Below are 25207 nucleotides of genomic sequence, written 5' to 3'. Positions count from 1 at the left end.
AGCGCGCAGCGGTAACCAAGAGCAACCAGTGCTCACTTTCAGCACTCTAACCCTCACGGGCGACCCCCTAGCCGTTTGCCGGGGAACTCGTGAACTCAGCGGCGTGATCGGCCACGGACTGCCGGAAGGTCCGCGGCGCCGAACCTCCGACGTCGAGCACCGTCGAGGTGACGAACGCCGGGCGGCCGATCGTCGCGCCCCAGGCGGCGAGCAGCATCTCGACGACCGACGGCGGCCAGGTGCCCGCCGTCTCCCGGCGGAACTCCTCGGGCGAGAGTTCCTCGAATTCGATCGGCCGCCCCAGGACGTCGCCGATGACCGCCACCTGCTCGGCCTGGCTCAGCGACTCCGGCCCCGTCACGACGTAGTCGCCGCCGGCGTGCCCGTCCCGGTACAGCGTCCGGGCCGCGACGGCGGCCACGTCCCGATCGTCGACGGGTGCGGTTTCGGCGCTGCCGTAGGGCCACCGGACCGACCGTCCGGCCCGGATCGCGGGCGCCCACCAGGCGAACGCGTTCGACGCGAACATGCCCGGCCGGATGGTCGTCGACTCCGCCCCCGACTCCGCGATCAGCCGCTCGATCCGGTCGTGCAGCGCCGCCATCGGGTTGGGCTGCTGGAAGAACGGGTGCGGGGTCCGGTGCGGCGAGGAGAGGAACACGATGCGACAGGACTGCGCGGCGAGACGCTCGATCACGGCCGGGACGGTCTCCGGCGGTGCGGTCCAGACCAGAAAGACGGCGCTGACGTCACGCAGCGCGGCCTCGAGCGAATCGGGCACGGTGAGATCGCCGGTGACGACCTCGATGTCGGACGGCATCGTCGCCACCGCTTCGGACCGATGGGTCAGAGCGCGGACCGGTACCCCGGCCCGGGTCAGGTTTTCGACCACGAGGCTTCCGACCCGGCCGGTGGCCCCGGTAACCAACACTGTCATCGCGACTCTCGTTCCTCGGTAAATTTTGTTACCGGGTAACGATATCAGTCACGATCGTCGTCTCGGCGACCACTCGGCCGCGCGAAACCACCCAGCGCGGTGCCGCGTGACGACGCAGCACGTCGACCACCCGCTCCGCGTCGTGCACGACGAAGTTCGCCGGGGCCCCGTCGGCGAGGTGATGGTGCGCGAGCCCGAACACCCGGGCGGCGTCGGTGGTGACCAGGTCGAGCAGGGCCTGCTGGGCGGCGGCGGTGCGGAAATCGAGCAGGTGAGCGGCCAGGAACGCGACCTCCCAGAGGTTGGCGCGGCCGAACGGGTAATAGGCGTCCTCGATGTCGTCCTGGCCGAGCGCCACCGGGACTTCCAGGTCGCGGAAGAGTGCCACCGGCAGGTGCAGCGGGCCGGTCTGCGGGTCGCTGACGAACCCGAGCCCGGCCTTCTTCGCCAGCCCGGCCAACCGGAGCAGGGACGGCTGCGGGTAGAGCGCGAGCGCACGCGCGTGACAGGCCACCCCCCGGCCGACCAGGCCGTGCTCGAGCATCGCGGCCGCCAGCATCTCGGTGGTGCGCAGGGTGGGGTCGCCGGCGTCGTCGGTGAGCATCGCGACGCGCTTGCCGGTGCGAGCAGCGAGGGCGCACGCCCACTCGACGTGCGCGCGGGCGTCGACGTCGGTGTGCTCGATCCAGGGGATGCCGCCGACCACGTCGGCGCCCAGCCGGATCGCCTCCTCGCAGAGCTCGGCCGCGCCCGGGTCACGCACGATCCCGTCCTGCGGAAAAGCCACGATTCTGACGTCGAGCACACCGGCGAACTCACGCCGGGCCTCGACGACGGCGCGGAACCCTTCCAGGCCGGCCGCGGTGTCGACGTCCACGAACGCCTGGACGTGCAGGGTGCCGTGCCGGACGGCGTCGGTGAGCGCGCGCCGGACGTGCGGCAGCGCGTCGGCACTGCGGTAGCCGGCCTTCACGGCGCTGGCCAGCTCGATCGACGTCATCGCGCCGGCCATCGCGTCGTCGGTGTAGGCGGAGAGCGCCGAGTCGCCGACCCGGTCGAGCGTGTGCACCTTGTCCAGGTGCAAGTGGTTGTCCACCGCCGACTCGGTGACCAGCCGCCCGTCCGCCCGGACCACCCGCGGCGGGACGGTCGGGGTCGTGCCGCGGGGCAGGACGCGCAGGCGGGCGCCCTCGACCGCCAGGTCCACGACGCGCCCGTCGCGCAGACGCGCGTAGGTGACGAGCAGCTCCACGATGCCTCCTCCGGGCCGCCGGGCGTGGCGACCGCTCGATCACCACACCCGGACCGTCGGTCAGGAGCGGCCGCGCCCGATCAGGAGCGGCCGAAGCCGACCAGGAGCGGCGGCAGCCGATCAGGGACGGCCGCGGCCGGTCAGGAGCGGCGGCGGCCGATCAGCCCGCCGACGACGACGCCGAGCAGCGCGATACCCGCGCCGAAGATCGCGCCCGGCAGGAACCCACCCGCGAGCAGATCGGCGCCGCCCCCGCCGGGCGCCTTCGCCGGGGCGGTGAACACCCGCGGTTCACCAGCGGCCGGAGCCACCGCCGCGCCACCCACCAGCGCGCCCTTCGCCGGTGCCTCGGTGGCCGCGCTCGACGCCGGCGCGGCCGCGAGGACCTCGGCCGGAGCGTTCAGCAGCGAATCGACCGCGGCGAAGAACTCGCCCGCGGTCTTCTTCGCGACCCCGGACAGCACCCGCTGCCCCACTCCCCCGACCGCCCCGCCGACCACCGCGTCCGCGGCGTACGAGAGCAGCGTGGTGCCCTCGGCGCCGTGCTCCAGCGTCACGAGGACGTCGGCCGAGACCGTGCCCGGCGCCCCGGCCCCCTTCGCCCGCAGCACGAACGACGACGGCTCCTGCTGGTCGGTCAGCCGCACGTCACCGACGTACGAGCCCTTGATCGACGCCACCCCCGCGGTCACGGTCATCCGGTACGCGTCGTCGCCGACCTGCTCGAGTTGCTGGCAGCCGGGAATCGTCCGGACCAGCACCGCCGGGTCGTTCAGCGCCGCGTACACCCGCTCGACGGGGGCGTTCAGCGTGGCCTTGCCGTTGACCTTCATCTATTTGGTTCCTTCCGACGCAAGTGCGTGCTGCTCGCGGAGCGCCCAGAGTTCCGAGGGCGAGATCGGCATCCGGTTCACGAAGAAGCCCTCCGCGTCCGAGATCGCCGATGCGAACAGCGCCGCGGAGGGGATGACACCGGCCTCGCCGGCGCCCTTCACCCCGAGCGGGTTGAGCGGTGAGGGTGTCTCGAGGTGGTCGGTCTCGACCTTCGGCACCTCGGACGCGTACGGAATCAAGAAGTCCATGTACGACGCGTTGAGCGGCTGACCGTTCTCGTCGTAGACGATCCGCTCGTAGAGCGCGCCCCCGACGCCCTGCGCCACCCCGCCGTGGATCTGGCCCTCGACGATCCGGGGGTTGATGAGCGTGCCGCAATCGTGCACGACGCAGTACCGCAGGATCTTGATCTCGGCGGTCTCCGGATCGGTCTCCACGACCGCCGCGTGCATACCGCTGGCGAACGTCGACCGGATCGGCGAGTAGTAGTCGGTGGCCTCCAGCCCCGGCTCGTCGTCCTCGTCGATCGGCGGTTTGCTCATGTCGGAGGTACCGGCGAACTGGGTGGCCCGCTTGGCCTCCTCGTCGAACGCGTACCGCAGCGGGTTCGAGAGGACGGCGACGGTACGCAGCGGAATGCCGTCACCCGGGACTCCCCGCACCCGCACGACCCCGTCGACGATCTCCAGGTCCTTCGGGTCGGCCTCGAGCGCCTCCCCGGCGATGCGGAGCGCCTTGGCCCGCACTTTCCGGGCCGTCAGCGCCACCGCGTTGCCGCTCATCACCGCGGCGCGGGACGCGAATGTGCCGACCGCGTACTTGAAGCGCCTGGTGTCGCCGGTGGTGACCGAGACGTCGTCGATCGGCACGCCGAGCTCCTCGGCGGCGATCTGCGCGAAGACGGTCTCGTGCCCCTGCCCCTGGGTGGTGAGGCCGGTCGCGACGACGACCTTGCCGGTGGTCTCGACCCGCACGAACGCACCCTCGTACGGACCGGGCCCGGTGCCCTCGACGTAACAGGCCAGCCCGATGCCGACCCGCCGCCCCTCGGCGCGGGCCGCTTCCCGGATCGCCTCGAACTCGTCCCAGCCGACGAGCGCCTTGATCTTCTCCATCGACGTCGGGTAGTCGCCCGAGTCGTAGATCAGCGGCCGGCCGTCCTGGAACGTCAGGTGGTGGTCGTACGGCATGTCTTCGGGCTGGATGAAGTTGCGTTCCCGGACGATCGCCCGGTCGAGCCCCAGCGCGTCGGCGATCGCGTCCATCGTGCGTTCCATCGCGAACACACCCTGCGGACGCCCGGCGCCGCGGTACGGCGTCACGGTGACCGTGTTCGTGTACATCGACCGGAACTCGACCCGGTACGCGCCCGGCTTGTACGGGCCGAGCAGCTGCGTCGACGTGACGATCGGAACGATGATTCCGTACGGCGTGTAGGCACCGTTGTCGTGCCAGAACTCGACGTCCAGGCCGAGGACGTGGCCTTCGTCGTCGAAACCGACGGTGACTTTCTGCAGTTGGCCCCGTTCGTGCGTGGAGCTGATGAAGTGCTCACGCCGATCCTCGACCCACTTCACCTCGCGGCCGAGCTTGATCGCCGCCCAGGGGATCAGGACCTCTTCCGGCCAGGGGTGCACGATCTTCACGCCGAAGCCGCCGCCGACGTCGGGCGCGATCACCTCGACGCGGTCGACCGGCAGGTCGAGCTTCGCGGCCAGCGCGAACCGCACCGACGTCGAGGCCTGCGTCGACGTGTACACCAGCAGGGACCGGTCGTGGGCGTCCCAGCGCGCGTAGACGCCCTTGCCCTCCATCGGCATCGACGCCGAGCGCTCGATGTCGAGGTCGAGGCTCAGGGTGTGCGGAGCCGACGCGATCGCCGCCGGGGCGTCCCCGACCTCCTGCACGAGGTGGGCCGAGACGTTGTCGGCGACGTCCGCGTGCACGCGGTGGGACGCCTCGATCGCGGCCGGGATCCCGACGACCGGGGGCAGCACGTCGTACTCCACGACGATGCGCTCGCACGCGTCCTCGGCGACGTACCGGTCGGTGGCCACGACCATGACGACGGCCTCGCCGACGTGCCTGGCGACACCCTCGGCCAGCGGCGTGTTCACCCGGGGCGCGTGCAGGGCGGGGTGCGGGATCAGCAGCGGGAGCGGCTCGGACACCCGCGGGTTGGGGTCTTCGGCGAGGTCTTCGTAGGTGTAGATCGCGATCAGGCCCTCGACTTCGAGCGCCTCGGTGACGTCGACGTCGAGGATGCGGGCGTGGGCGTGCGGTGAGCGGACGAACGCCACCGCGAGCGCGTTCTCACCCAGGTCGTCGAGGTAGCGGCCGTTGCCGGACACCAGCCGGGGGTCTTCCCGGCGGGTCATCGGGACGCCGAAGGCACGGGTGACCATCAGGCGGTCTCCTTCTTCAGCTCGGCCGCCCGGAGCACCGATTTCACGATGTTCTGGTAGCCCGTGCACCGGCAGAGGTTGCCGCCGATCGCTTCCCGCGCCTCGTCCTCGGTGGGGTCGGGGTTCTCTTCGAGGTAGGCCGTGATCGTCGTGACGAAGCCCGGGGTGCAGAACCCGCACTGCAGGCCGTGGCAGTCGACGAACGCCTGCTGCACCGGGCCGAGGCCGCCCTCGGGGGTGCGGCAGCCCTCGACCGTGGTGATCTCGGCGCCGTCGACGCTCACCGCGAACAGCAGACAGGAGCGCATCGGACGCCCGTCGACGAGCACCGTGCAGGAGCCGCAGACGCCGTGCTCGCACCCGAGGTGGGTGCCGGTGAGGCCGAGGTCGTGGCGGAGGGTGTCGGCGAGCAACCGACGAGCGGGCACGGAGGCGGTGCGCGGCACCCCGTTCACCGTGAACGTGACGTCGTGCTCCGTCATGCGGCTACCTCCGTTCTGGCCACCGCGTGCGCGGCGGCGGCTTTCAACGCCCGGCCGGTGAGCACGCCGGCGAGGTGACGCCGGTACTCGGCCGTGGCGTGGATGTCTTCCTCGGGTTCGACGACCGAGCTCACGTACTTCCCGGCGGCGGACCAGTCAGCGGCATCGTAGGAACGGCCTACGACAAGTTCGGTGAAGTCGACCGTCACCGGCGTCGGCCCCATCGACACGTAGGTGCCGCGGGCCGACGCGATCCGCAGGTCCTCGTCGAGGGTCACCAGCGCGCCCAGGCCGCACACCGCGTAATCACCGTGCCGGCGCGAGACCTCCAGCCAGGCGCTGCCGGTGTGGCGGGCCGGGATCGGGAACGTCACGCTCGTCGCGAGCTCACCCGGCTGCGTGGCCGACTCGAGCGGCGCGAGGAAGAAATCGTCGACCGGAACCACCCGGTTCCCGGACGCCGAAGCGAGCTGCACCGAACCGCCGAGCAGCGCGAGCACCGACGGCATCTCGCCGGCCGGGTCGGCGTGGACGATGCTGCCGACCGTCGTGCCGCGGTTGCGGATGGTCGGGTGCGCCACGTGGGTCAGCGCCTGACGGAGCAGCGGCAAGGCGCGTTCGGCCTCGGGGTCCCGCTCGACGTCGGCGTGCCGGGCGATCGCTCCGACCGTGACCGCGTCGGTCGTCACGTCGATCCGGGCGAGGTCGGTGAGGCGGTTGATGTCCACCAGGTGGTGCGGCGCCGCCAGCCGCATGTTGAGCATCGGAACCAGACTCTGGCCGCCGGCCAGCACCTTTCCGTCCGCCCCCAGCTCGGCCAGGACGCCGAGGGCTTCGTCGAGCGTCTCGGGACGGTGGTACTCGAACGCCGATGGTTTCATACCGCGATAGTCCCTCGATAAGTCTCCCGGCGGCCGGTGCGCGACCGCCGGGAGATCGGTGTTTCTACGGCTCCTTGTACGCGCCGGGCTCGTCGACGACCAGCACCGCGCCGCCGGCGTCCTTCCCGGCCGCGGTCTCGGTGGCGCCCTCGTCGTCCGGGGTGCGCGACGGCCGCTGCTCGGCGAGCCAGAGCTCCTTCAGGTGCGGCGGAGCGATGGCCTTCGCGAGGTGGAAGCCCGCCACGGTCACGATCGTGCCGAGCGCGATGCCCGAGAGCGAGAAGTCGTCGGTGAACACCAGGCTGACGCCGCCGATACCGATGATGATGCCCGCCGCGGCCGGCACCAGGTTGATCGGATTGGCGAAGTCGACCCGGTTCTCCTTCCAGATCTTCGCGCCGAGCAGGCCGATCATGCCGTAGAGCACGACCGTGATGCCGCCGAGCACACCACCCGGCGTCGCCGAGACGACCGCACCGAACTTGGGCGAGAACCCGAACAGGATCGCGACGATCGCGGCCACGTAGTAGGCGGCGGTCGAGTACACGCGGGTGGCGGCCATGACGCCGATGTTCTCCGCGTAGGTGGTGGTGGGCGAGCCACCGACCGCGGACGCGAGAACCGTTCCGACACCGTCACCGGCGATCGCGCGGCCCATCACCGGGTCGAGGTCGTCACCGGTCATCTCGGCGACGGCCTTGACGTGCCCCGCGTTCTCCGCGATCAGCGCGATGACGGCCGGCAGGACGAGCAGGATCGCGGTGATCGAGAACGTCGGGGTGTGCCAGCCGACGACGTCACCCGAGGTGTGCGGCGGGAAGCCGATCCAGTCCGCGGACTGCACGCCGTCCCAGTTCACGCGCCAGTGCGTCGTCTCCTTGGCCGCGGCCGCGTCGTAGGACGTGATCTGGCCGAAGATCCGGTCGAAGACCCAGGACAGCGCGTAGCCGAACAGCAGCGCGAGGAAGATCGCGATGCGGCCGAGGAAGCCCCGCACGCCGACCGCGACGACGATCACGAACAGCATCGTGATCAGCGCGATCCACTGGTCCTGCGGCCAGTACGTCCCGGCCACGACCGGCGCCAGGTTGAACCCGATGAGCATCACGACCGCGCCGGTGACGACCGGCGGCAGCACGCTGTAGATCGCCCGGGAACCGACGAAGTGGATCAGGACGCCGACCAGCGCGAGCACCACACCGGCGACGAGGATCGCGCCGGTCACCTCGGCCGAGTCGCCGCCCTGGGCGCGGATCGCCGCGACGCCACCGACGAACGACGCCGAGGTTCCCAGGTAGCTCGGTACCTTCCCGCTCACGATCAGCAGGAAGATGATCGTGGCGATACCGCTCATCATGATCGCGAGCTGCGGGTTCAGCCCCATGATCAGCGGGAAGACGAACGTCGCCCCGAACATCGCGACGACGTGCTGAGCGCCCAGCCCGATCGTCCGCGGCCAGGACAGACGTTCGTCCGGCCGGACCACCTCGCCCGGCGGCGGTGCTTTGCCTCCGTGAACGACACTCCACCTGAATGCCATGTCCGAACCCCTTTTCAACCGCCCCGGTAATAGCGACGAATATCCGGGTCGGGTGACCTGGGTCTCATGGTCAAGACACCACTGACTACGTAGGGGCCCGTTGGCGGAACCTGCCGAGGGGTCGCTCGATTCGTCAGTAAATGTCGCCCGCGTGATGTGACGGCAACGTGAACGACACCGGTCTGAGCGACGCTCGGGGGGTTCGTGCCTAGTCACAGCCGTATCAACTGAACTTCCAGCGACACCTAGCGTCAGTACCACTATGGGGATTACCGGACGCGCTGCGCTCGTCCGGCTGGCAGTGCTGGCAGTGCTGTGGGGGTCGAGCTTTCTCTGGGCCGCCATCGCGTTGCGCGGCCTCCCGCCGGGCGTACTCACCGTGGTCCGGCTCGCACTCGGCTCGGCCCTCCTGCTGGCCGTCTGCCGGCTGCGTGGCATCCGCCTCCCGACCGAGCCGCGGGTGTGGTTGCACCTGGCCGTGGTCGCGGCGATCGGCAACGTGGTCCCGCTCCTGCTCTTCGCGTACGCGGTCCGGTCCATCGACTCCCACGTCGGCGGGATGCTGAACGCGACGACGCCGCTCTGGACGCTCGCGATCGGCGTCTGCCTCGGTGGGCTCGGGCCCGTCCGCGGGCGTTATCTCGGCGGCCTGCTCGCCGGGCTGGTCGGGACGCTGCTGGTGATCGGCACCTGGCCGCCGGGCGAAGGGCTGCCCGTGGTGCCGACGATGCTCGGCCTGATGGCCGCGGCCAGCTACGGCGCCAGTTACGTCTACATCGACCGTTACATGTCGCGCCTCGACCGGCCGCCGATCGCACTCGCCGCCGGCCAGCTCGTGGCCGGTACCGGGCTCGCGCTGATCGCGCTGCCGGTGACCGGCCCCCACTCGCTCGACGCCGTCCACCTCGGGCCGGACGTCATCGTCGCGACGATCGCGCTCGGCGCGTTCTGCACTGGCCTCGCGACCGTGCTCAACATTCGCCAGGTAGCGGACGTCGGACCGGCCGCGTCGGTGGTGCTGTACCTGCTGCCAGTTGTCGCCGCGGTGCTCGGCTGGCTGGTGCTCGGCGAAAAAATCACTCCGCTGACGGTCGTCGGTACTGCGATCGTGTTGGCCGGAGTGGCACTCACCAGGACGCCGCAATCGAATGCAGAGGAGAGAGCAGCAGGTGGTAGCGGTTCACGACTACGAGCTGGCACTGACCTGGACGGGTAACCAGGGCACCGGCACCAGCACCTACCGGGCGTACAACCGATCACACGAGATCGTGGCGGACGGACGCCCGCCGCTGTACGGATCGTCCGACCCGGCCTTCCGCGGTGAAACCGACCGCTGGAACCCCGAACTACTGCTCGTGGCGGCACTCTCCGCCTGCCATCTCATGTCGTACCTGCACGTGTGCGTCGAGTCCGGCGTGGTCGTCGTCGACTACACCGACGCACCGACCGGTTCGATGACCCAGACACCCGGTGGCGGCGGACGCTTCACCGAGGTGACGCTCCGCCCCCAGGTGACGCTGGCCAGCGCCAGCGCGAGCAAGCTCGAGCTGGCCACCCGCCTGCACCGCGACGCGAGCGCCCGCTGTTTCATCGCCAGCTCGGTCAATTTCCCGGTCCACCACGAGCCGACGGTGGTGGTGGAGAGCTAGGCGCCCGGCTGCGCGGGTAGGCCTCGTCGCAGTACGGCCAGTTCCCGGCGAACCCACCGCGGGTCCGCCAGAGCTCCCGCGCGGCCCAGATGTTCCACTCGGGGTCGAACGCTCGGCGGGGCGTGCCGTCGAGCTCACGCAGGCGCCGGTCGGAGATCTGGAAGACACCCCAGTTCCGGCTCGTGTCGACGTTCGGCAGCACCCAGAACGGGTCGAGCAGCGACTGGCACTTCGCGATCGCGACGGCGCGATCCGGCTCCTCGGGAAACACCTCCCGGATTCGTTGCTCCACTCGGGCCGGTGGCCAGCTGCGCATCGAGACCTGGCCGGCGTAGAGCGCCCGCTTGGTGGCGTCGTCGACGACACCGCGCACCGGTAACCCGGCCAGCACCTGGAACGCGGTGACCCGGCGCAACGTCTCCGGCCCGAAGTCCCCGTCGACCCCGATCTTCACGCCGGTCGACGCGAGGAGGCGCTGCACCTCCTCGACGCAGGTGTCGTGCTGCCCCATGCTCACCGGACCCTGGCAGGCCGACGAGAACAGCAGCTCGGACTCGCGCGGCTCCGCTCCCCCGCCGGAGCGCGTCACGAACACCGTGGCGGCCACCATGACGGCCGCCACCACAGCGAAACCCGCCGCGACCAACCAGGCGCGGCGGGCCGACCACCGGCGCGGAACCGGGGTGGCCCGCGCGGAAACCTCCGCGACAGCATCGGCGGCCCCCGTGACCGTCGATGCTGCCGCTTCGGCCGTCTTCTCTTCCCCGGCCGTCTCTTCTTCCCTGGCCGTCTCTTCTTCCCCGGCCCTCTCTTCTTCCTCGGCCTTGGTCGGCCCGGCCCACTGGGCGGATCCGGGGTCGGAGGCGGCGGTCGCGGCCGGAGAGGGGGGAAGTCCGGCCGCGATCGCCGGGTTTCGTGGATCGGCGGACCACAGCTGTTCGAGCAGCTGGAGCTCGCTCGTGCTCGCGCCGCAGGCTGCGGCGAACGACCGGACCACCCGGAAGTCCGCCGGGAACTGCTCCCCGCTGCAGTACCGGTGCAGCGTCGAGCTACCGACCTTCACTTGGCGGGCGAGCGCCTTATAGCTCTGGTTCGACCGCGCCTTCAAGCCACGGAGGTAGACCGCGACGTCGGCGGTTTCGGCGACTGACCCCATGCGCACTCCCTGCCTCGGGCAAGGAGATTCTTTCCTATGTGGGCACGCTGGCCCCTAGGACAGCGGGATCTGTGGATCAACCCTTCAGCAGGAGGCCGAGTCCATGATCCGGATCTTGTCGACGGTGCCGACGTCCTGGGCCCAGAGGAACCGGTTCGGCGCGAGGCATCGCGTCTGCCCGTTGGTGAAGTGCAGCAGCGCTCCGTCGTTGTTCCGGGTGTTGTAGACGCCGTACGACCCCCGGCTCTGCGACCCGAGCGTCTGGTAGCCCGACGTGAAGTCCTGGTACGCCGCGGTCGGGTGGTCGGTCGACCAGTCGTTTCCGGTCTTGTAGAAGCACACCCGGGGGTACGCGCAGCCGTTGGCGGAATCCGCCTGGGCCGGCGCGGCCATCGCGAACGATCCGGCGATCGTCGCGCCGATCACGGCGGCCGACACGAGAACCCGCTGCGTGAAGCCCTTCAAGGCCATCCCGATTCCTCTCGCTGGAGCTGCTCGGCGCGTACGGCGGCGAGCCGGGCTCAGGTTCACCGTTCCGCGGGGACGGCCGCAATGCATTCAGCCCGGGACGGGACGCGTCCCGGACTCTCCCCGCTCTGACCAGGTGGGACGTGCGTGGGATGGGACGGCCGGGTCACAGCCCGCGGATCTCGAGGACACGCAGGGCCAGCGCCAGGTCGAGGCGCAGAGCGGCGTCGTCGGTGAACGGGCCGACCAGCTTCTCCAGCTTCGTGATCCGGTACCGCAGGGTGTTGTAGTGGAAGTGCAACCGCCGGGCGGCCTCGGCCACCGTGCAGTTGGTCTCCAGCAGCACGGCCAGCGTCCGGCGCAGGTCCGCGTTCTCCGGTGTGTCCGCCGCCAGCTCCCCCAGCACCTCCTCGACGAACCCGCGCAGCTCCGACGTGTCGGGGATCAACGACAGCAGCCGGTGCACACCCAGCCGGTCGAAGCTCGCCCGCGCGCCGTCACCGTGCAGCCGGCGACCGATCCGCACGGCCTTCCGGGCCTGCTCGTACGCGCGCGGCAACTCGTGGGGCGCGGACGCCGGCCGGGAGATGCCCAGTGAGAACGAGCGTCGGCCTCCACCGCCGTCGCCGACGACCTGGCGTACCAGCTCCCCCACGGCCCGCTCGACCGCGTCCGCGCCGCCTCCGCCGGAGGGCAGCCCGAGCAGGACCACGACCTCCTGGTTGAAGTTCACGACCGGCGCGCGGGGATCACGCCAGCGCACCACCGACTGCCAGGCGGTGGCGAAGCGCTCCTGCACGGGCCGGAGCTCCGGGGCGGCGCCGACCGGCGTCGTCACCGGGTCCAGCTCGGCGACGACCGCTACCAGCGGCCGCTCGACGTCCCAGCCCAGCGTGCGCGCGTGGGCGACCGCGGCCGGTACGTCCTCGACCCGGCCGGTGAGCAGGTCACGGAGGAAGTCCGCCCGGTATTTGCCCTCGACCGCGTCGATGGCCAGCTGCTTGGTCACCGCGAGCGCGGCCACCGTGGCCGCTCGTTCCAGCGAGTAGACGTCGGCGGCGTCCAGCGGGGTGTCGGAGAACGCGACGATCCGGCCGTGGTCGATGCGTCCGGCCACTATCGGCACGGTGGTGTGGAAACCGCCGTCGTGCGGGCGGACGCCGGTCGGTTCGTCGTCGACGCGGAAGCGGCCGGTCGGGTCGAAGCAGCCGGTCTTCTGCAGGTCCTCGACGTCACCGGCGCGGGCGTTCACCCGCCCGTCGGGCGTCGTGACGATCACCGGGCCGCCGAGGATGCGGGTCAGTTCGGCCGCGAGGTCGTCGAGGCCACCCCCTTCGAGCACGACGCTCACCAGCGCGCGGTGCACCTCGTCCGACCGGGCCAGCACCGACGCCTGCCGGTGAAGCAGCGCGCTGAGCACCTCGTTGAGGATGTCGTCGAAGCCCACCGACTCGGCGACCTCGATGATCGGGAAGTTCCGCCGGTCGGCCTCGGCCAGCACCTCGGCCGGGAGTTCGTCCAGGTAGCGGTGCAGCTTGACGGCGAGCGCGGCCAGCCCGCGCTCGTCGAGTTCACGGACCAGGTCGAGAAGCGCGATCGTGCTGTGCTGCAGTGGGTAGCCGGTGGTGAGCAGCAACTCGTGCGGCTTCACCCAGGGCAGGATGTCGGGTACTTCCATCACGTTGAGCCGCTGGACGACGCGGTCCAGCCCACCCTCGCCGGCCAGCACCCGGGCGCCGGTCAACGTGCTCGCCTCGAGCACGTCACGCAGTGGCAACCCAACCGGAGATGCCGTCAAATTGGCCGAAGGACCCCGGCCATCCTTGGCAATTCTTCCCATGCCGACCACCGTAGACGCGGTCTTACCGTCAGCCAGGTGAGAGGGGGTGACATGACTCTTCCCGGGGCCGCATCCATGGCGCTGGCGCCCGTTCTGAGCGGACCGACCCGGAGCGTCACGGTCACCGCCGCCCTGCCGCGCGCGCTCTACCTCGCCACCGGCGATCCGCACGTGCCCGCGTTGTGCGTCATCGCCGCCGACGCGGTACGCGTTCCGTGCGCGATCCGACTCGGTCCTGGCGTCCCGGTTCCGACCGCCGTGGTCGGTTCGACCGCGTACGTCGGCGACGGCCGGCTCGCGGTCGGCGACCGCGCCGTCGCCGTCACCCGCTGGTGGCGTCCGTCCCGCCCACGGGTGCAGCTTTCCGATCTTCACGCCAGGCAGCGAGCCCTCCGCACGGATGCCGATGTCAGCGCACTGTCGGGCACCTCGGTACGCGAACTCCTGGGCCGCGGCGAGGGCCTAACCCCGTACGGCGACGACATTTTGTCGGGGGCCCTCGTCACCCTGATCGCCGGGGGACATCACGCCGGACAGGTCATCGCCTCGATGGTGGCGCACGAACTGGCGACCAGACCTGGAGCCACGACCGCGGTCTCGGCCGCCTTACTCACGCACGCCATGCGCGGCGAGTGCATCCCGGAGCTCGCCGCCGTGCTCACCGACCCGCTCGAACGGCTCGACTCGGCCGTCGAGGCCCTGCTGCGGGTGGGTCACTCCTCGGGCGGCGGCCTGTTGCAGGGCGTCCGCACGGGCCTGGAAGTTCTTACCGGACCCGCTCCGACAGTAAGGATGGTGAAGTGACTGCTTTGCACCACATCGAGCTGCGGCGCGGCACGTATCGCGACTCGGTCCAGCTGCTCCAGGTCAGTCAGGCCGTCTCCGGTCTCGACGGCGTGACCGGCGCGATGGTCGCGATGGGAACCGAACTCAACCTCGAGCTGATCGCCGGGATGGGCTTCGCGCTGCCGGACGACGCCTCGGCCGGCGACATGATCGTGGCCATCGCCGCCACCGACGAGACGACGCGGGACTCGGCGCTCGCCGCCCTCGAGTCGGCGCTGGCGGCCAAGACCCCAGCGGTGAGCACGGACGCGACCGTGCCTCCTCCCCGTACCGTCGGCGCGGCGGTGGTCACCGCCGGAGCCGACCTGGTGCTGATCTCCACCCCCGGCCGCTACGCGTTCGCCGACGCGGTGGACGCGCTCGACGCCGGCGCCTCGGTGCTGGTGTTCAGCGACAACGTCCCGGTCGAGCAGGAGATCGCGCTCAAGGACCTGGCCGCGGAGCGTGGGCTGCTCGTGATGGGGCCGGACTGCGGCACCGCGGTCGTCGGCGGTGTGGGGCTCGGCTTCGCCAACGTGGTGCGCCCCGGACCGATCGGTCTGGTCGCGGCGTCGGGAACCGGTGCGCAGCAGGCGCTGGCGCTGCTGGACGCCGCCGGCGTCGGGGTCTCGCACTGCCTGGGGGTCGGCGGGCGTGACCTCTCCGCCGAGGTCGCCGGACGCTCGACGCTGGCCGCACTGGACGCGCTCGACGCCGACCCGGCGACCGAGACGATCCTGGTGATCTCCAAACCCCCCGCTCCCGCGGTGGCCGACGCGGTGCGTGCGCACGCGGCGACGCTCTCGAAGCCCGTCGTGTTCGGACTGCTGGGCCGCGACCGCCCCGATCTGACCGCGGTCGTCACCGAGGTACTCGGGGCCGACGCGCCGGCGTCCTGGCCGAAGTGGCTGCCCACGGACGAGCCGCGTGACCTGGTCGCGCCGTTCAGCACCGGCTCGGGGGCGCTCCGCGGCCTGTTCAGCGGCGGGACGCTCGCCGACGAGGCGATGGTGATCGCGTCCGCCGCGCTCGGCCCGATCGCGTCGAACATCCCGCTCGACCCCGCCTGGGCGCTGGGCAGTGATCTGAAGACCGACGGTCACGCGACGATCGACTTCGGCGACGACGCGCTGACCGCCGGGCGTCCGCACCCGATGATCGACGGGACGCTGCGGCTCGACCGGCTGGCCGTCGAGGCGGCGGATCCGTCGTGCCGGGTGGTGCTGCTCGACGTCGTACTCGGGCACGGGGCCCACCCCGACCCGGCGAGCGAGCTCGCCCCGGCGATCGCGTCCGCGCTCGGCGTCGCCGATCGGCCGTTCGACGTCGTGATCGCGCTCGTCGGTACCTCGGGCGATCCGCAGGGCCTCCAGCGCCAGGCCGACGCGCTGCGTGGCGTCGGAGCCCGGGTCTACCTGTCCAACGCCGAAGCCGCTCGCGAGGCCGTCGCGATCCTGAAGCCCTCCGAGGTGACCGAATGAGTTCTTTTCGACCGACCCCGCCGAAATCAAGCACCGTTCTGGGGGCAAATGAGGTTGAAAAGAGTTCATTGACGCTCCTGTCCGGCGAACCGACGGTTGTCACCGCGGGCGTCGACCTGTTCGCCGATGCGCTGACCGCGCAGGCCGCCGCCGTGACCCCGGTGGCGTGGCAGCCGCCGGTCGGAGCCGAGGACGCGTTGGCGCGGGTGATGGCGGACCGGCGGCGCTTGTCGGCGAACCGGACCGCGCTGGAACGCATGCTCGCGGCGGGGGCTTCGCTCGTCGACGTCCGGCCGGCGTCGGAGGTCGTCGGGCTGACCGCGGGGCAGTTCCGGCACGCCGGACCGCCGATCACGTGGGAGCGCGCGTCCGGGCCGATGCGTGGAGCGCTGATCGGCGCCACGCTGTTCGAAGGGCTGGCCACCACCGCCGAGGACGCCACCAATCTCCTGTCGGGTGGCTCGGTGGAGTGGGCACCGTGCCACTCCGACGGCGGAGTGGGCCCGATGGCCGGTGTCGTGTCCCCGTCGATGTGGGTGTTCGTGCTGCGTGACGAGGCGCACGACCGGACGTCGTGGTGCTCGCTGAACGAGGGGCTGGGCAAGGTGCTGCGGTACGGCGCCTACGGCCCGGAGGTGATCGACCGGCTGCGCTGGATGTCGTCGGTGCTCGGGCCCGCGCTGCGGGCCGCGGTGCGTGAACACGGACCGGTCGACGTCAAGGGGATCATCGCGCAGATGGTCCAGATGGGCGACGAGGGCCACAACCGGAACCGGGCCGGCACGCTCATGCTGCTCCGGGACCTGATGCCCGCGATGATCGACGCCGGGGTCGCCTCGTCGGACGTGGCGGACGTGGCCCGGTTCGTGGGCGGCAACGACCACTTCTTCCTGAACCTGGTGATGCCGGCGTGCAAGCTGCAGACCGCGGCGGCGTCCGGGATCCCCGGGTCGACGGTCGTCACGACGATGGCGCGCAACGGCACGGACTTCGGGATCCAGGTGTCGGGCACCGGTGACACGTGGTTCACCGGCCCGGCGAACACCCCGCAGGGCCTGTTCCTGGGTTCGTACGGGCCGGACGACGCCAACCCCGACATCGGCGACTCGGCGATCACCGAGACCGCGGGCATCGGCGGGTTCGCGATGGCGAGCGCACCGGCGATCGTGCGCTTCGTCGGCGGCACGGTGCCGGACGCGCTGCGGACCAGCCGGGAGATGTACGGGATCACGACCGGGGAGAACCCCGCGTACGCGCTGCCGATCCTCGACTTCCGCGGCGCGGCCACCGGCATCGACGTGACGAAGGTGGTCCGGTCCGGCGTGCTTCCCCAGATCAACACCGGCATGGCCGGGCGGGTCGCGGGGGTGGGCCAGGTGGGCGCGGGGCTCGTGACGCCTCCGATGGAGTGCTTCACCGCGGCGCTCGACGCGTTGGGCGAAGCCGCACCGCCGGTGGCGTGAACGGATTCGTTGTCGTCGCGGAGCGGGTGGGTTGCACGGGGCGGATTCCCTGCGGTGCCCGTGACCGGCGTCGATGACTCGGTTGCGAGGGTCGCTGCCCCTCCTGCAGCACCCCCCGCAGCCGCCGGAGTTCGGACCCCACGGCGACCCTCGCACCTGTACACCGGCTCGGACCACCCCCCGCGGTCCGGCCGGTCCGGTTCGCCACGGCAACCCCCCGCCGCCCCACGAACCGCGCACGCCGCCGCTCTGAGTGCCACCGCCCCCGGCACGCAGAGCGGCGGCTCTGCGTTAACCGTTCGTGCAGGTCGATCACGCCCCTTCCGCCGCTCGGCCCGCCGACGGGGTACGGCAGGATGACGGGCATGAACCCGCAGGTCGGCTACCCGAGCCATGCGCCGTCCGGGCCGGCCGCCCTGCCGGCCCCGTCCAGACCCGTCGATCGCTGGCTGGCTCGGGTCATCGACGGAACAATCCTTTTCGTCCCGATCGTCCTGTTGTTCGTCGTGCTCTTCGGTATCCCGCTGTTCCTGTCGCTGGCCAGCAGCGAAGGCAACGGCGCCTCCGAGGAGGGCGTCCTGCTCTGGATGCTCGTGGCCGTCCTCGGGTACGCGGTGGCCACCGCCGCGACCGGGCTCCTGACCTACTGGTACGCGGTGAAATACCAGTTCAGGAACGCCGGGCAGACGCTCGGCAAGCGCTGGCGCCGGATCCGGGTGGTGAGCGTCGACGGGGCGGCGGTGACCGCCTCGCAGGCACGCAAGCGCTGGTTGGCGTCGGACGGGGTGTCGGCGTTGGGGAGCATCCCCTTCCTGGGAGCGCTGCTCGGCGTCTACGTACTCTTGGACAACCTGTGGCTGCTCTGGGACAAGCCCCACCGGCAGTGTGTGCACGACAAGTTCGCGAAGACGATCGTGGTGAAAGCAGCAGATGGGTGAGGTGATTCGGTGACCCCGATCCCCGGTTGGTATCCCGACCCGGCGGATCCGGACACGCAGCGGTACTGGGACGGCGAGCAGTGGCTCGGTGCCCCGTTGCCCGTGGGTGCCACGCCGCCGCCCGGCCCGCCACCCGTCGAGCCGCCCGCTCCCGCCGAGGCTCCGTCCGCGCCGACGTCGCAGGCCGGCTGGACGCCCAGCTGGACCCCGCCGGCCTCGGGCGGATCGGGTACTCCCGGCTTGTCCGGCACCTCGGACACCGGCGCGTCCGGCGCTTCCGATTCCGGTGCCCCCAGCGCCCCGAGCTGGGCCGCACCCGGCAGCGCACCAGGCGGCTCTGGAACCCCGGGCGCACCGAACAACCCCGGCGCACCGAACGCCCCGGGAGCACCGAACGCCCCGGGAGCACCACGCTGGGGCGGCCCTCCGAACGCACCCGGTCAGCCGGGCGCGCCGGGCAAACCGCGGTGGGGCCAACCTCCGCTCCCACCCGTCCCCCCGGGCCACATCCGCCTGCCCGGCACCACCACGACGATGCCGATCGACACCGCCAAACTGGCGCCGCTCGGCCTGCGCGTGGTGGCCAGGCTCATCGACATCGTCGCGGTGTTCCTGCTCTGCCTCGTCGTCAACGGCTACTTCTACCTGCAGTTCGCCGACCAGGTCGGGCCGAACATCAACGACATCCTGCTCGGGCAGGAGACGCTCTCGGCCGAGGCCAGCCGCCTGAACTGGATCATCTTCGTGCTGACGATCGGCCTCTGGTTCGCCTACGAGGTGCCCGCCACCGCGAACAGCGGCCAGACGCTCGGCAAGCGCATCGTCGGCATCCGCGTCGTCCGGGTCGTGGACGACAAGTCGCTGACGTTCGGCCAGTCGATCCGCCGCTGGCTGATCCTGATGCTGCCGAGCCCGGCGGTGAGCTTCCTGTGCGGCCTTCCGCTGCAGATCGCCGACCTGCTGTGGTGTCTCTGGGACCGCCCGGGCCGCCAGTGCCTGCACGACAAGGCCGTGACCTCGATCGTGGTCCGGTCAGCAGCGGTGCCGGCACCCGAGAAGGTCAAGGTCGAGAAATGAGGAGCCCGCAATGCCGCTGACCCGCGCCGACCTGGACACGATTCCGCGTTACGTGGCCGGCCGGAACCCGAGCGACGTCGCGCGTGAGGTCGGCATCCCCGAAGCGGTGAAGCTGGCCAGCAACGAGGTGCCGTTCGGGCCGCTGCCGGGTGTCGTCGAGGCGGTCGCGGAGGCGATGGCCCAGACCCACCGCTATCCCGACCCGGGCGTCGTCGCGCTACGCAACCGGCTCGGGGAGCGCTACGGCGTCGCCCCCGACCGCCTGGTGTCCGGCTGCGGCTCGGTGGCGCTGGCCGAGCACATCGTGCGCGCCGCGGTGCTGCCCGGCGACGAGGTGCTCTACTCGTGGCGCTCGTTCGAGGCCTACCCGATCATCACGACGTCGTGCGGCGGCACCAGCGTGCGGGTGGCCAACACCCACGACCACGCCCACGACCTGGACGCGATGGCCGCAGCGGTCACCGATCGCACCCGGGTGGCGATCGTGTGCACGCCGAACAACCCCACCGGTCCGGCCGTGCCCCGGGAGGACCTGGAGCGGTTCCTCGACCAGGTCGGGCCGGACGTCCTGGTGGTCATCGACGAGGCGTACCGGGAGTTCGTCCGCGACCCGGCGGTTCCCGACGGGCTCGACGTGGCCCGCAACCGCCCGAACGTCGTGGTGCTGCGGACGATGTCGAAGGCGTGGGGCCTGGCCGGCATCCGGGTCGGCTGGCTGGCCGCCGATCCGCAGGTGGCCGAGGCCGTGCGCAAGGTCGTCACGCCGTTCTCGGTGAACCACGTCGCCCAGGCGGCGGCGCTGGCCGCGCTGGACGCCGAGGACGAGATGCGGCGCCGGGTGGACATCGTGGTGGCCGAGCGGACCCGCGTGCACGCGGCGATCAAGCAACTGCGGCCCGACGTTCCCGACACCCAGGCGAACTTCGTCTGGCTGCCGCTCGGTGACGACGCGGCCGACTTCGCCCGCAGCTGCGAGAAGCGGGGCGTCATCGTGCGGCCGTTCGCCGGTGACGGGGTGCGCGTGACGATCGGCACCCCGGCCGAGAACGACATGTTCCTCAGCGCGGCGAGTGAGCTACTCGCGTGAGGTAGTCCCGGAGCACGGGGACGAGCTGGGACAGCGACGCCACGTCGACCCATTCCTCGTCCCCGTGGTGGCCACCGCCGATCGGGCGGGTGACCGCGCACGGTACGCCGACCGTGGCGAACTGCGCCGCGTCGCTCGACCCGAACGACAGGCAGCTCCCGCAGGTCACCCCCGTCACCCGCTCGACGCTGCGCGCGAACTCCGCCAGCAGCGGATCGGCGAGGTCGTGCTTGACCGGGGGGAACAGCACAAGCAGCTCGAGATCCGCGCCGTGCCGCCGGCAGATCTCGGCGACGTCACGCTCCACCGCGGCCAGCTCGGCCGGCCCCATCACCCGGATGTCGAGCACCGCTTCGGCCTGGTCGGGCAGCTGGTTCGGGGCCGTGCCCGCCCGCAGGAAGCTGATGTTGAGCGTGTCGACGTGGGGGTCCTCGATCGGGAACCGGCGGCGGATGTCGCCGAGCAGGTCGAGGAGCTTGAACGACGCGCTCTCCCCGGTCCACGGCCGGGATCCGTGCACCGGGACGCCGTACGTGCTCACGCGCACGCGCCAGGCGCCCTTGGCCACCTCCTCCAGCTGCCAGTTGTCACCCCCGTCCGGCAGCACCGCCACCCGTGGCCGGTACAGCTCTTCCTGGAGCAGCAGCTTCACGCCGAGGTCGCGGGTCTCCTCGTCGGTCGTGATCATCACGCCGAAGTCGTACTGCCCCAGGTCGGGTCCGAGCTCGTCGACGAGCGTCAGGTACGCGGCGATCGCGCCCTTCATGTCGAACACCCCGCGCCCGATGGCCCGGGCGCCGTCGCGCTTCAACGTGAACAGGTGCTCGGGGCCCGGGACGACGTCCAGGTGTGCGGTGAGCATGACCGCGGGCGACAACGTCGGGCGCACGGTGGCCACCAGCGCCCCGAAGCCGTCCTGGTCGAACCGGCGGACCACCAGACCCCGTTCGGCGAGGAACTCCCCGATGAAGTCGAGGCCCTCCTCGCACGCGGCCAGGTTCCCGGACACGGTGGGCAGCTCCACCAGACGTTCCAGGATCGCCAGCAATGGCTTCACCGCACCTGGATCGGCCCCGAGCTCGTCCCGCTCAAACAAAACCCAATCCTCCCCTAGCTCACCGCATCGAGCTCCTCGGCGGTCGCCGCGGCGCCGTCCCGGGCCCAGAGCTTCGCGTACACCCCGTCGACGGCGATCAACTCGGCGTGCGTGCCCTGCTCGGCGATCTGGCCGTCGACGAGCACGACGATACGGTCGGCCCGAGCGGCGGTCGCCAGCCGGTGGGCGATCACGACCGTCGTTCGGCGTCGCGACAGTGCGTCGCCGGCGGCCAGCACCACGGCCTCGCTCGCCGGGTCGAGCGCCGCCGTGGCTTCGTCGAGCAGCAGGATGTCGGGGTCGACGAGCTCCGCGCGGGCCAGTGAGACCAGCTGCCGCTGCCCGGCGGAGAGCCCACCGCCCCGCTCGGAGACCGAGTGCCGGAACCCGTCGCGGATCGCACCGACCATCCCGATCGCGCCGACCGCCCTGGCGGCCTGCTCGATCGACGCCGGCGAGCGGCTGGGGCGCCCGTACCCGATGTTCGACGCCACATCGCCCGTGAACAGGTGCGCTTCCTGCGGGACGACGCCCAGCCGGCTGCGGTAGTCGGCCAGCCGGAACCGGCGCACGTCGACGTCGTCCACGAGTACTGCCCCGTCGGTGACGTCGTAGAAGCGCGCGAGAAGCTTCAGCACCGTCGATTTGCCGGCGCCGGTCTCCCCGACCAGTGCGACGGTCTCTCCCGGCTCGATCGTCATCGAGACGCCGCGCAGCGCCTCGCCGTCGGCCCCGGTGTACCGGAACCGGGCGTCGCGCAGCTCGATGCGCCCGGACAGGTGGGCCGGCACCGGCGCCGGTGCGTCGGTGTCGCTCACCGACGTCGGGGTGCGCAGCAGGTCGCCGATGCGCCCCAGACCGATGCGCGCCTGCTGGTAGCCGTCGAAGACCTGGGAGAGCTGCTGGATCGGCTGGAAGAACAGCCCGAGGTAGAGCAGGAACGCGGTGAGGATGCCGGGCGTGACAGCACCGTCGGCGATGCGGTGCGCGCCGACCGCGAGCACGGCCGCCTGCGCCAGGTCGGACAGCAGGCCGATGAACGGGAAGAACGTGGCGATGAGCGTCTGGGCCCGCATCCGGGACTGCCGGTAGGCGTCGCTGCGACGGGCGAAGTCGGCGGCCGACCGCGTCTCGCGCACGTAGGCCTGCGAGACGCGCAGCCCGGCGACGTTCTCCTGGAAGTCGGCGTTCACGATGCTGACGCGTTCCCGAGCCTGTTCGTAGGCCTTCGCCGAGAGCCGGCGGAAGAACAGCGTAGAGATCATCACGATCGGCAGCACCGCGAGCGCGACGAGCGCCAGCCCGGCGTCGGTGATCAGCAGTGCCGCCGTGACGCCGAGGATCGTGAGCACGCTGACCACGGCGGTGGCCAGGCCGGTCTGCAGGAACGTCGAGAGCGCGTCGACGTCCGTGGTCATCCGGGTCATGATGCGCCCGGCCAGCTCCCGCTCGTAGTAGTCGAGCCCGAGCCGCTGCAGGTGCGCGAAGCTGCGGATACGCAGCAGGTAGAGCACCTGCTCGCCGGCCTTCGACGCGGTGACGGTCTGGGTGCGCACGGCCAGCCAGTCGACCACGACCACGACGACGCCGAGCGCACCGGCGACCGCGAGCTGCACGCGCGAGTTCCCGACCACACCGGCGTCGATCGCGTGCTGGGCCAGCAGCGGGAACGCGACCGTGGCCAGCGCGTCCACGGCGATCAGGCCGACCGTGGCCCAGAGCAGCCAGCGCACCGGCCGCAGCAGCCGGCCGAGGCGGAACCGCGGGTCGGCCGCGCGCGGATCGACGCCCGGCAGCTCCGGCACCTCGTCGGCCGGGGGCAGCGCCCGCACCTGCGCGAGCAGCTCCGGCGTGGCAGGCATTCCGCCCTGGTCGCCGTGCAGCCCGATCGCGGCCCGGCCGCCGCTCGCGGGTTCGCGGGCCGTGACGAGCGGGTCGGTGACGTCCTCGACCGCCGGCCAGAGCTCCGGGGTGATGCCCTCGGCGCCCCGATCCGGGGTGGTGCCCTGTTCACCGACGGGATCGGCCGCGACGCCGTCCTCCGGGCCGGCGAGCAGCGCCCGGAACAGCGGGCTGCGCTCGGTGAGCTCCGCCTGGGTGCCGACGTCGACGAGCCGGCCCCCGTCGAGCACCGCGACCCGGTCGGCCAGCGCGAGCGTCGAGCGGCGGTGGGCGATGAGGATCGTCGTGCGGTCGGCGGTGACCTCGCGCAGCGTCGCGTGGATCGCGGCCTCGGTGACGTTGTCGACCGCGGACGTCGCGTCGTCGAGCAGCAGCACGCGCGGGTCAGTGAGCAGTGCGCGGGCGAGTGCGATGCGCTGGCGCTGGCCACCGGAGAGCGTGAGGCCGCGTTCGCCGACGAGAGTGCCGTACCCGCCGGGCAGCGCGCTGATGAACCCGTGCGCCTCGACCGCGCGGGCGACCGCCTCCACCTCCGCGTCGGTGGCGTCGGGCCGGCCGTAGGCGATGTTCGCCCGGACCGTGTCGGAGAACAGGAAAGCTTCCTCGAAGACGACGCCGAGCGCACCGCGCAGCTCGGCCAGCCGCAACCGCCGGACGTCGACGCCGCCGAGCGTCACCGCGCCGGAGCGGGTGTCGTAGTAGCGCCCGATCAACTGGGCGACCGTGCTCTTGCCCGAGCCGGGCGGGCCGACGAGCGCGAGCGTCTCGCCCGGCCGCACCTCCAGCGTCAGGTCGTCGATCGCGGTGTCGTCGGCGGAGTAGCCGAAGACCACCCGGTCGAGCCCGATCGACAGCGGCCCCTCGGGGAGCGACTCGGGCTCGGCGGGGTCGACGACGCCCGGCTCGCTCTCGATGACGTCGTAGACGCGCTCGACGCCCGCCCGGGCCAGTTGCCCCTGGGTGAGCAGGCCGGACAGCACCCTGGTGGCGCCGGCCAGGGTGGCCAGGTAGGCCGCGAACGCGACGAACGTGCCGATCGTGATGCGGTCGGTGAGCGCGAGCCAGCCACCGAGCGCGAGCACCGCGACCTGCCCGAGCTGCGGCAGGGCGGCCAGCGTGGGGGTGAGCACCGCGTTGATGCGCGCGGCGCGCATCCGGTCGGCGAACAGCCGCCGCGCCGACGTCTCGAGCTCGGCGACCTCGCGGGCCTCCTGGGCGAAGCCCTTGACGACGCGGACGCCGGTGACCGCTTCCTCGACCCGCTCGGCGACCTCTCCGGCGCGCTGCTGCGCCGACCAGGTGGCCGGGAACAGCGTCCGGCGGCTACGCCCGGCGGCCCAGGCGACGGCCGGCGTCACGGCGAGCGAGACCAGCGTCAGCGGCACCGAGAGCGAGAACATCGCGACGACCGCGATCACGAACAGCAGCACCATGCCGAGCGAGAACGGGACGAACGCCAGGATGCCCTGGACGAGCTGGAGGTCGGAGATCGCGCGCGAGACGACCTGGCCGGTGCGCAACGCGTCCTGCCGCGGCCCGTCGAACCGTTGCAGGGTCGTGAACACCGCGTTTCGCAGATCGTGCTGGACGTCGAGCGACAACCTTCCGGCGGTGTAGCGGCGCAGGAAGATCGCCGCGAAGCGCACCACGCCGAGCCCGGCCAGGATCACCGTGATCAGCGTGACCCTGTCGACTCGGCCGGCGATCGCGTCGTCGATGGCTTCCCTGGTCAGGAGGGGTACGACCCCCTCGACGAGGGTGGCACCCAGCGACGCGGCGATGACCGAGACGACGAGAACCGGGTGACGGCTCCAGGAGATGGCGAAGAGACGGCGGATCCAGCCGGGAGAGGGAGCGGTCGACACATTCGGAGGTTACTTCGCGCCTCCGACAT

At 71.5% G+C, this 25207-nt stretch carries 20 protein-coding genes; 8 read left to right on the top strand and 12 right to left on the bottom strand.

The features are described from left to right. Positions 1-67: 67 nt before the first annotated feature. From CRYAR_RS02270 to CRYAR_RS02240, 7 genes are all read right to left on the bottom strand, one after another. Positions 68-931: an NAD(P)H-binding protein gene (locus CRYAR_RS02270; protein WP_084699954.1), complete on the bottom strand. Its 864-nt coding sequence runs from the start codon at positions 929-931 to the stop codon at positions 68-70. 34 nt (positions 932-965) lie between these two features. After that, positions 966-2189 carry an amidohydrolase family protein gene (locus CRYAR_RS02265; protein WP_211247229.1) on the bottom strand — a complete coding sequence of 408 codons (1224 nt, stop codon included), beginning with the start codon at positions 2187-2189 and terminating at the stop codon, positions 966-968. Positions 2190-2329: 140 nt separating this feature from the next. Next, positions 2330-3022: an SRPBCC family protein gene (locus CRYAR_RS02260; protein ID WP_035848071.1), complete on the bottom strand. Its 693-nt coding sequence runs from the start codon at positions 3020-3022 to the stop codon at positions 2330-2332. Continuing rightward, positions 3023-5428 carry an aerobic carbon-monoxide dehydrogenase large subunit gene (gene cutA, locus CRYAR_RS02255; RefSeq protein ID WP_035848068.1) on the bottom strand — a complete coding sequence of 802 codons (2406 nt, stop codon included), beginning with the start codon at positions 5426-5428 and terminating at the stop codon, positions 3023-3025. Then, positions 5428-5910, bottom strand: a complete 483-nt coding sequence (locus CRYAR_RS02250) for a (2Fe-2S)-binding protein (RefSeq protein WP_035848065.1) — start codon at positions 5908-5910, stop codon at positions 5428-5430. Before CRYAR_RS02250 ends, cutA begins: the two co-directional genes overlap by 1 nt. Then, positions 5907-6791, bottom strand: a complete 885-nt coding sequence (locus CRYAR_RS02245) for an FAD binding domain-containing protein (RefSeq protein WP_035848062.1) — start codon at positions 6789-6791, stop codon at positions 5907-5909. The genes CRYAR_RS02250 and CRYAR_RS02245 overlap by 4 nt, the downstream gene beginning before the upstream one ends. Before the next feature lie 64 nt (positions 6792-6855). After that, the gene (locus CRYAR_RS02240; protein ID WP_084699952.1) at positions 6856-8331 is read right to left on the bottom strand and encodes a uracil-xanthine permease family protein; all 1476 of its coding nucleotides are present in this window, start codon (positions 8329-8331) and stop codon (positions 6856-6858) included. 262 nt (positions 8332-8593) lie between these two features. Here CRYAR_RS02240 and CRYAR_RS02235 point away from each other — a divergent pair, with 262 nt between their 5' ends. Both CRYAR_RS02235 and CRYAR_RS02230 read left to right on the top strand, forming a co-directional pair. Further along, positions 8594-9547 carry a DMT family transporter gene (locus tag CRYAR_RS02235; RefSeq protein ID WP_084699950.1) on the top strand — a complete coding sequence of 318 codons (954 nt, stop codon included), beginning with the start codon at positions 8594-8596 and terminating at the stop codon, positions 9545-9547. Continuing rightward, positions 9501-9980, top strand: coding sequence for an OsmC family protein (locus CRYAR_RS02230; RefSeq protein WP_157017266.1), 480 nt, complete (start codon positions 9501-9503; stop codon positions 9978-9980). The genes CRYAR_RS02235 and CRYAR_RS02230 overlap by 47 nt, the downstream gene beginning before the upstream one ends. Here CRYAR_RS02230 and CRYAR_RS02225 read toward each other — a convergent pair. The 3 genes from CRYAR_RS02225 to CRYAR_RS02215 form a co-directional block, all read right to left on the bottom strand. Next, the gene (locus CRYAR_RS02225; RefSeq protein WP_035848057.1) at positions 9934-11136 is read right to left on the bottom strand and encodes a helix-turn-helix domain-containing protein; all 1203 of its coding nucleotides are present in this window, start codon (positions 11134-11136) and stop codon (positions 9934-9936) included. The genes CRYAR_RS02230 and CRYAR_RS02225 overlap by 47 nt on opposite strands. Before the next feature lie 84 nt (positions 11137-11220). After that, a complete protein-coding gene (locus tag CRYAR_RS02220) occupies positions 11221-11607 on the bottom strand; it encodes a hypothetical protein (protein ID WP_035848055.1) in 387 nt (128 codons plus the stop codon). Between the two features lie 163 nt (positions 11608-11770). Then, the gene (locus CRYAR_RS02215) at positions 11771-13366 is read right to left on the bottom strand and encodes a PucR family transcriptional regulator (protein WP_211247228.1); all 1596 of its coding nucleotides are present in this window, start codon (positions 13364-13366) and stop codon (positions 11771-11773) included. 129 nt (positions 13367-13495) lie between these two features. Here CRYAR_RS02215 and CRYAR_RS42535 point away from each other — a divergent pair, with 129 nt between their 5' ends. From CRYAR_RS42535 to hisC, 6 genes are all read left to right on the top strand, one after another. Next, positions 13496-14248: an oxamate carbamoyltransferase subunit AllH family protein gene (locus tag CRYAR_RS42535; protein ID WP_084699948.1), complete on the top strand. Its 753-nt coding sequence runs from the start codon at positions 13496-13498 to the stop codon at positions 14246-14248. Beyond that, entirely contained in the window at positions 14245-15750 is a 1506-nt protein-coding gene (locus CRYAR_RS02205; RefSeq protein WP_035848051.1) for an AllF/FdrA family protein, read from the top strand. Before CRYAR_RS42535 ends, CRYAR_RS02205 begins: the two co-directional genes overlap by 4 nt. Before the next feature lie 77 nt (positions 15751-15827). Then, positions 15828-17213, top strand: a complete 1386-nt coding sequence (locus CRYAR_RS02200) for a YlbE family protein (protein ID WP_425389386.1) — start codon at positions 15828-15830, stop codon at positions 17211-17213. 365 nt (positions 17214-17578) lie between these two features. After that, positions 17579-18151: an RDD family protein gene (locus CRYAR_RS02195; RefSeq protein ID WP_169744982.1), complete on the top strand. Its 573-nt coding sequence runs from the start codon at positions 17579-17581 to the stop codon at positions 18149-18151. A 9-nt stretch (positions 18152-18160) separates the two neighbouring features. Further along, positions 18161-19228: an RDD family protein gene (locus tag CRYAR_RS44495; protein ID WP_035848044.1), complete on the top strand. Its 1068-nt coding sequence runs from the start codon at positions 18161-18163 to the stop codon at positions 19226-19228. A gap of 10 nt (positions 19229-19238) precedes the next feature. Beyond that, positions 19239-20315, top strand: a complete 1077-nt coding sequence (hisC, locus tag CRYAR_RS02185) for a histidinol-phosphate transaminase (protein WP_035848042.1) — start codon at positions 19239-19241, stop codon at positions 20313-20315. Here hisC and CRYAR_RS02180 read toward each other — a convergent pair. Both CRYAR_RS02180 and CRYAR_RS02175 read right to left on the bottom strand, forming a co-directional pair. After that, positions 20287-21372: a M20 family metallopeptidase gene (locus CRYAR_RS02180; protein ID WP_157017264.1), complete on the bottom strand. Its 1086-nt coding sequence runs from the start codon at positions 21370-21372 to the stop codon at positions 20287-20289. The genes hisC and CRYAR_RS02180 overlap by 29 nt on opposite strands. Before the next feature lie 53 nt (positions 21373-21425). Continuing rightward, positions 21426-25178, bottom strand: coding sequence for an ABC transporter ATP-binding protein (locus tag CRYAR_RS02175; protein WP_051569618.1), 3753 nt, complete (start codon positions 25176-25178; stop codon positions 21426-21428). Between the last annotated feature and the right edge of the window lie 29 nt (positions 25179-25207).

The sequence above is a fragment of the Cryptosporangium arvum DSM 44712 genome, assembly GCF_000585375.1.
GTDB classification, from domain to species: domain Bacteria; phylum Actinomycetota; class Actinomycetes; order Mycobacteriales; family Cryptosporangiaceae; genus Cryptosporangium; species Cryptosporangium arvum.
This window is presented reverse-complemented; position numbering and strand designations above follow the sequence as displayed.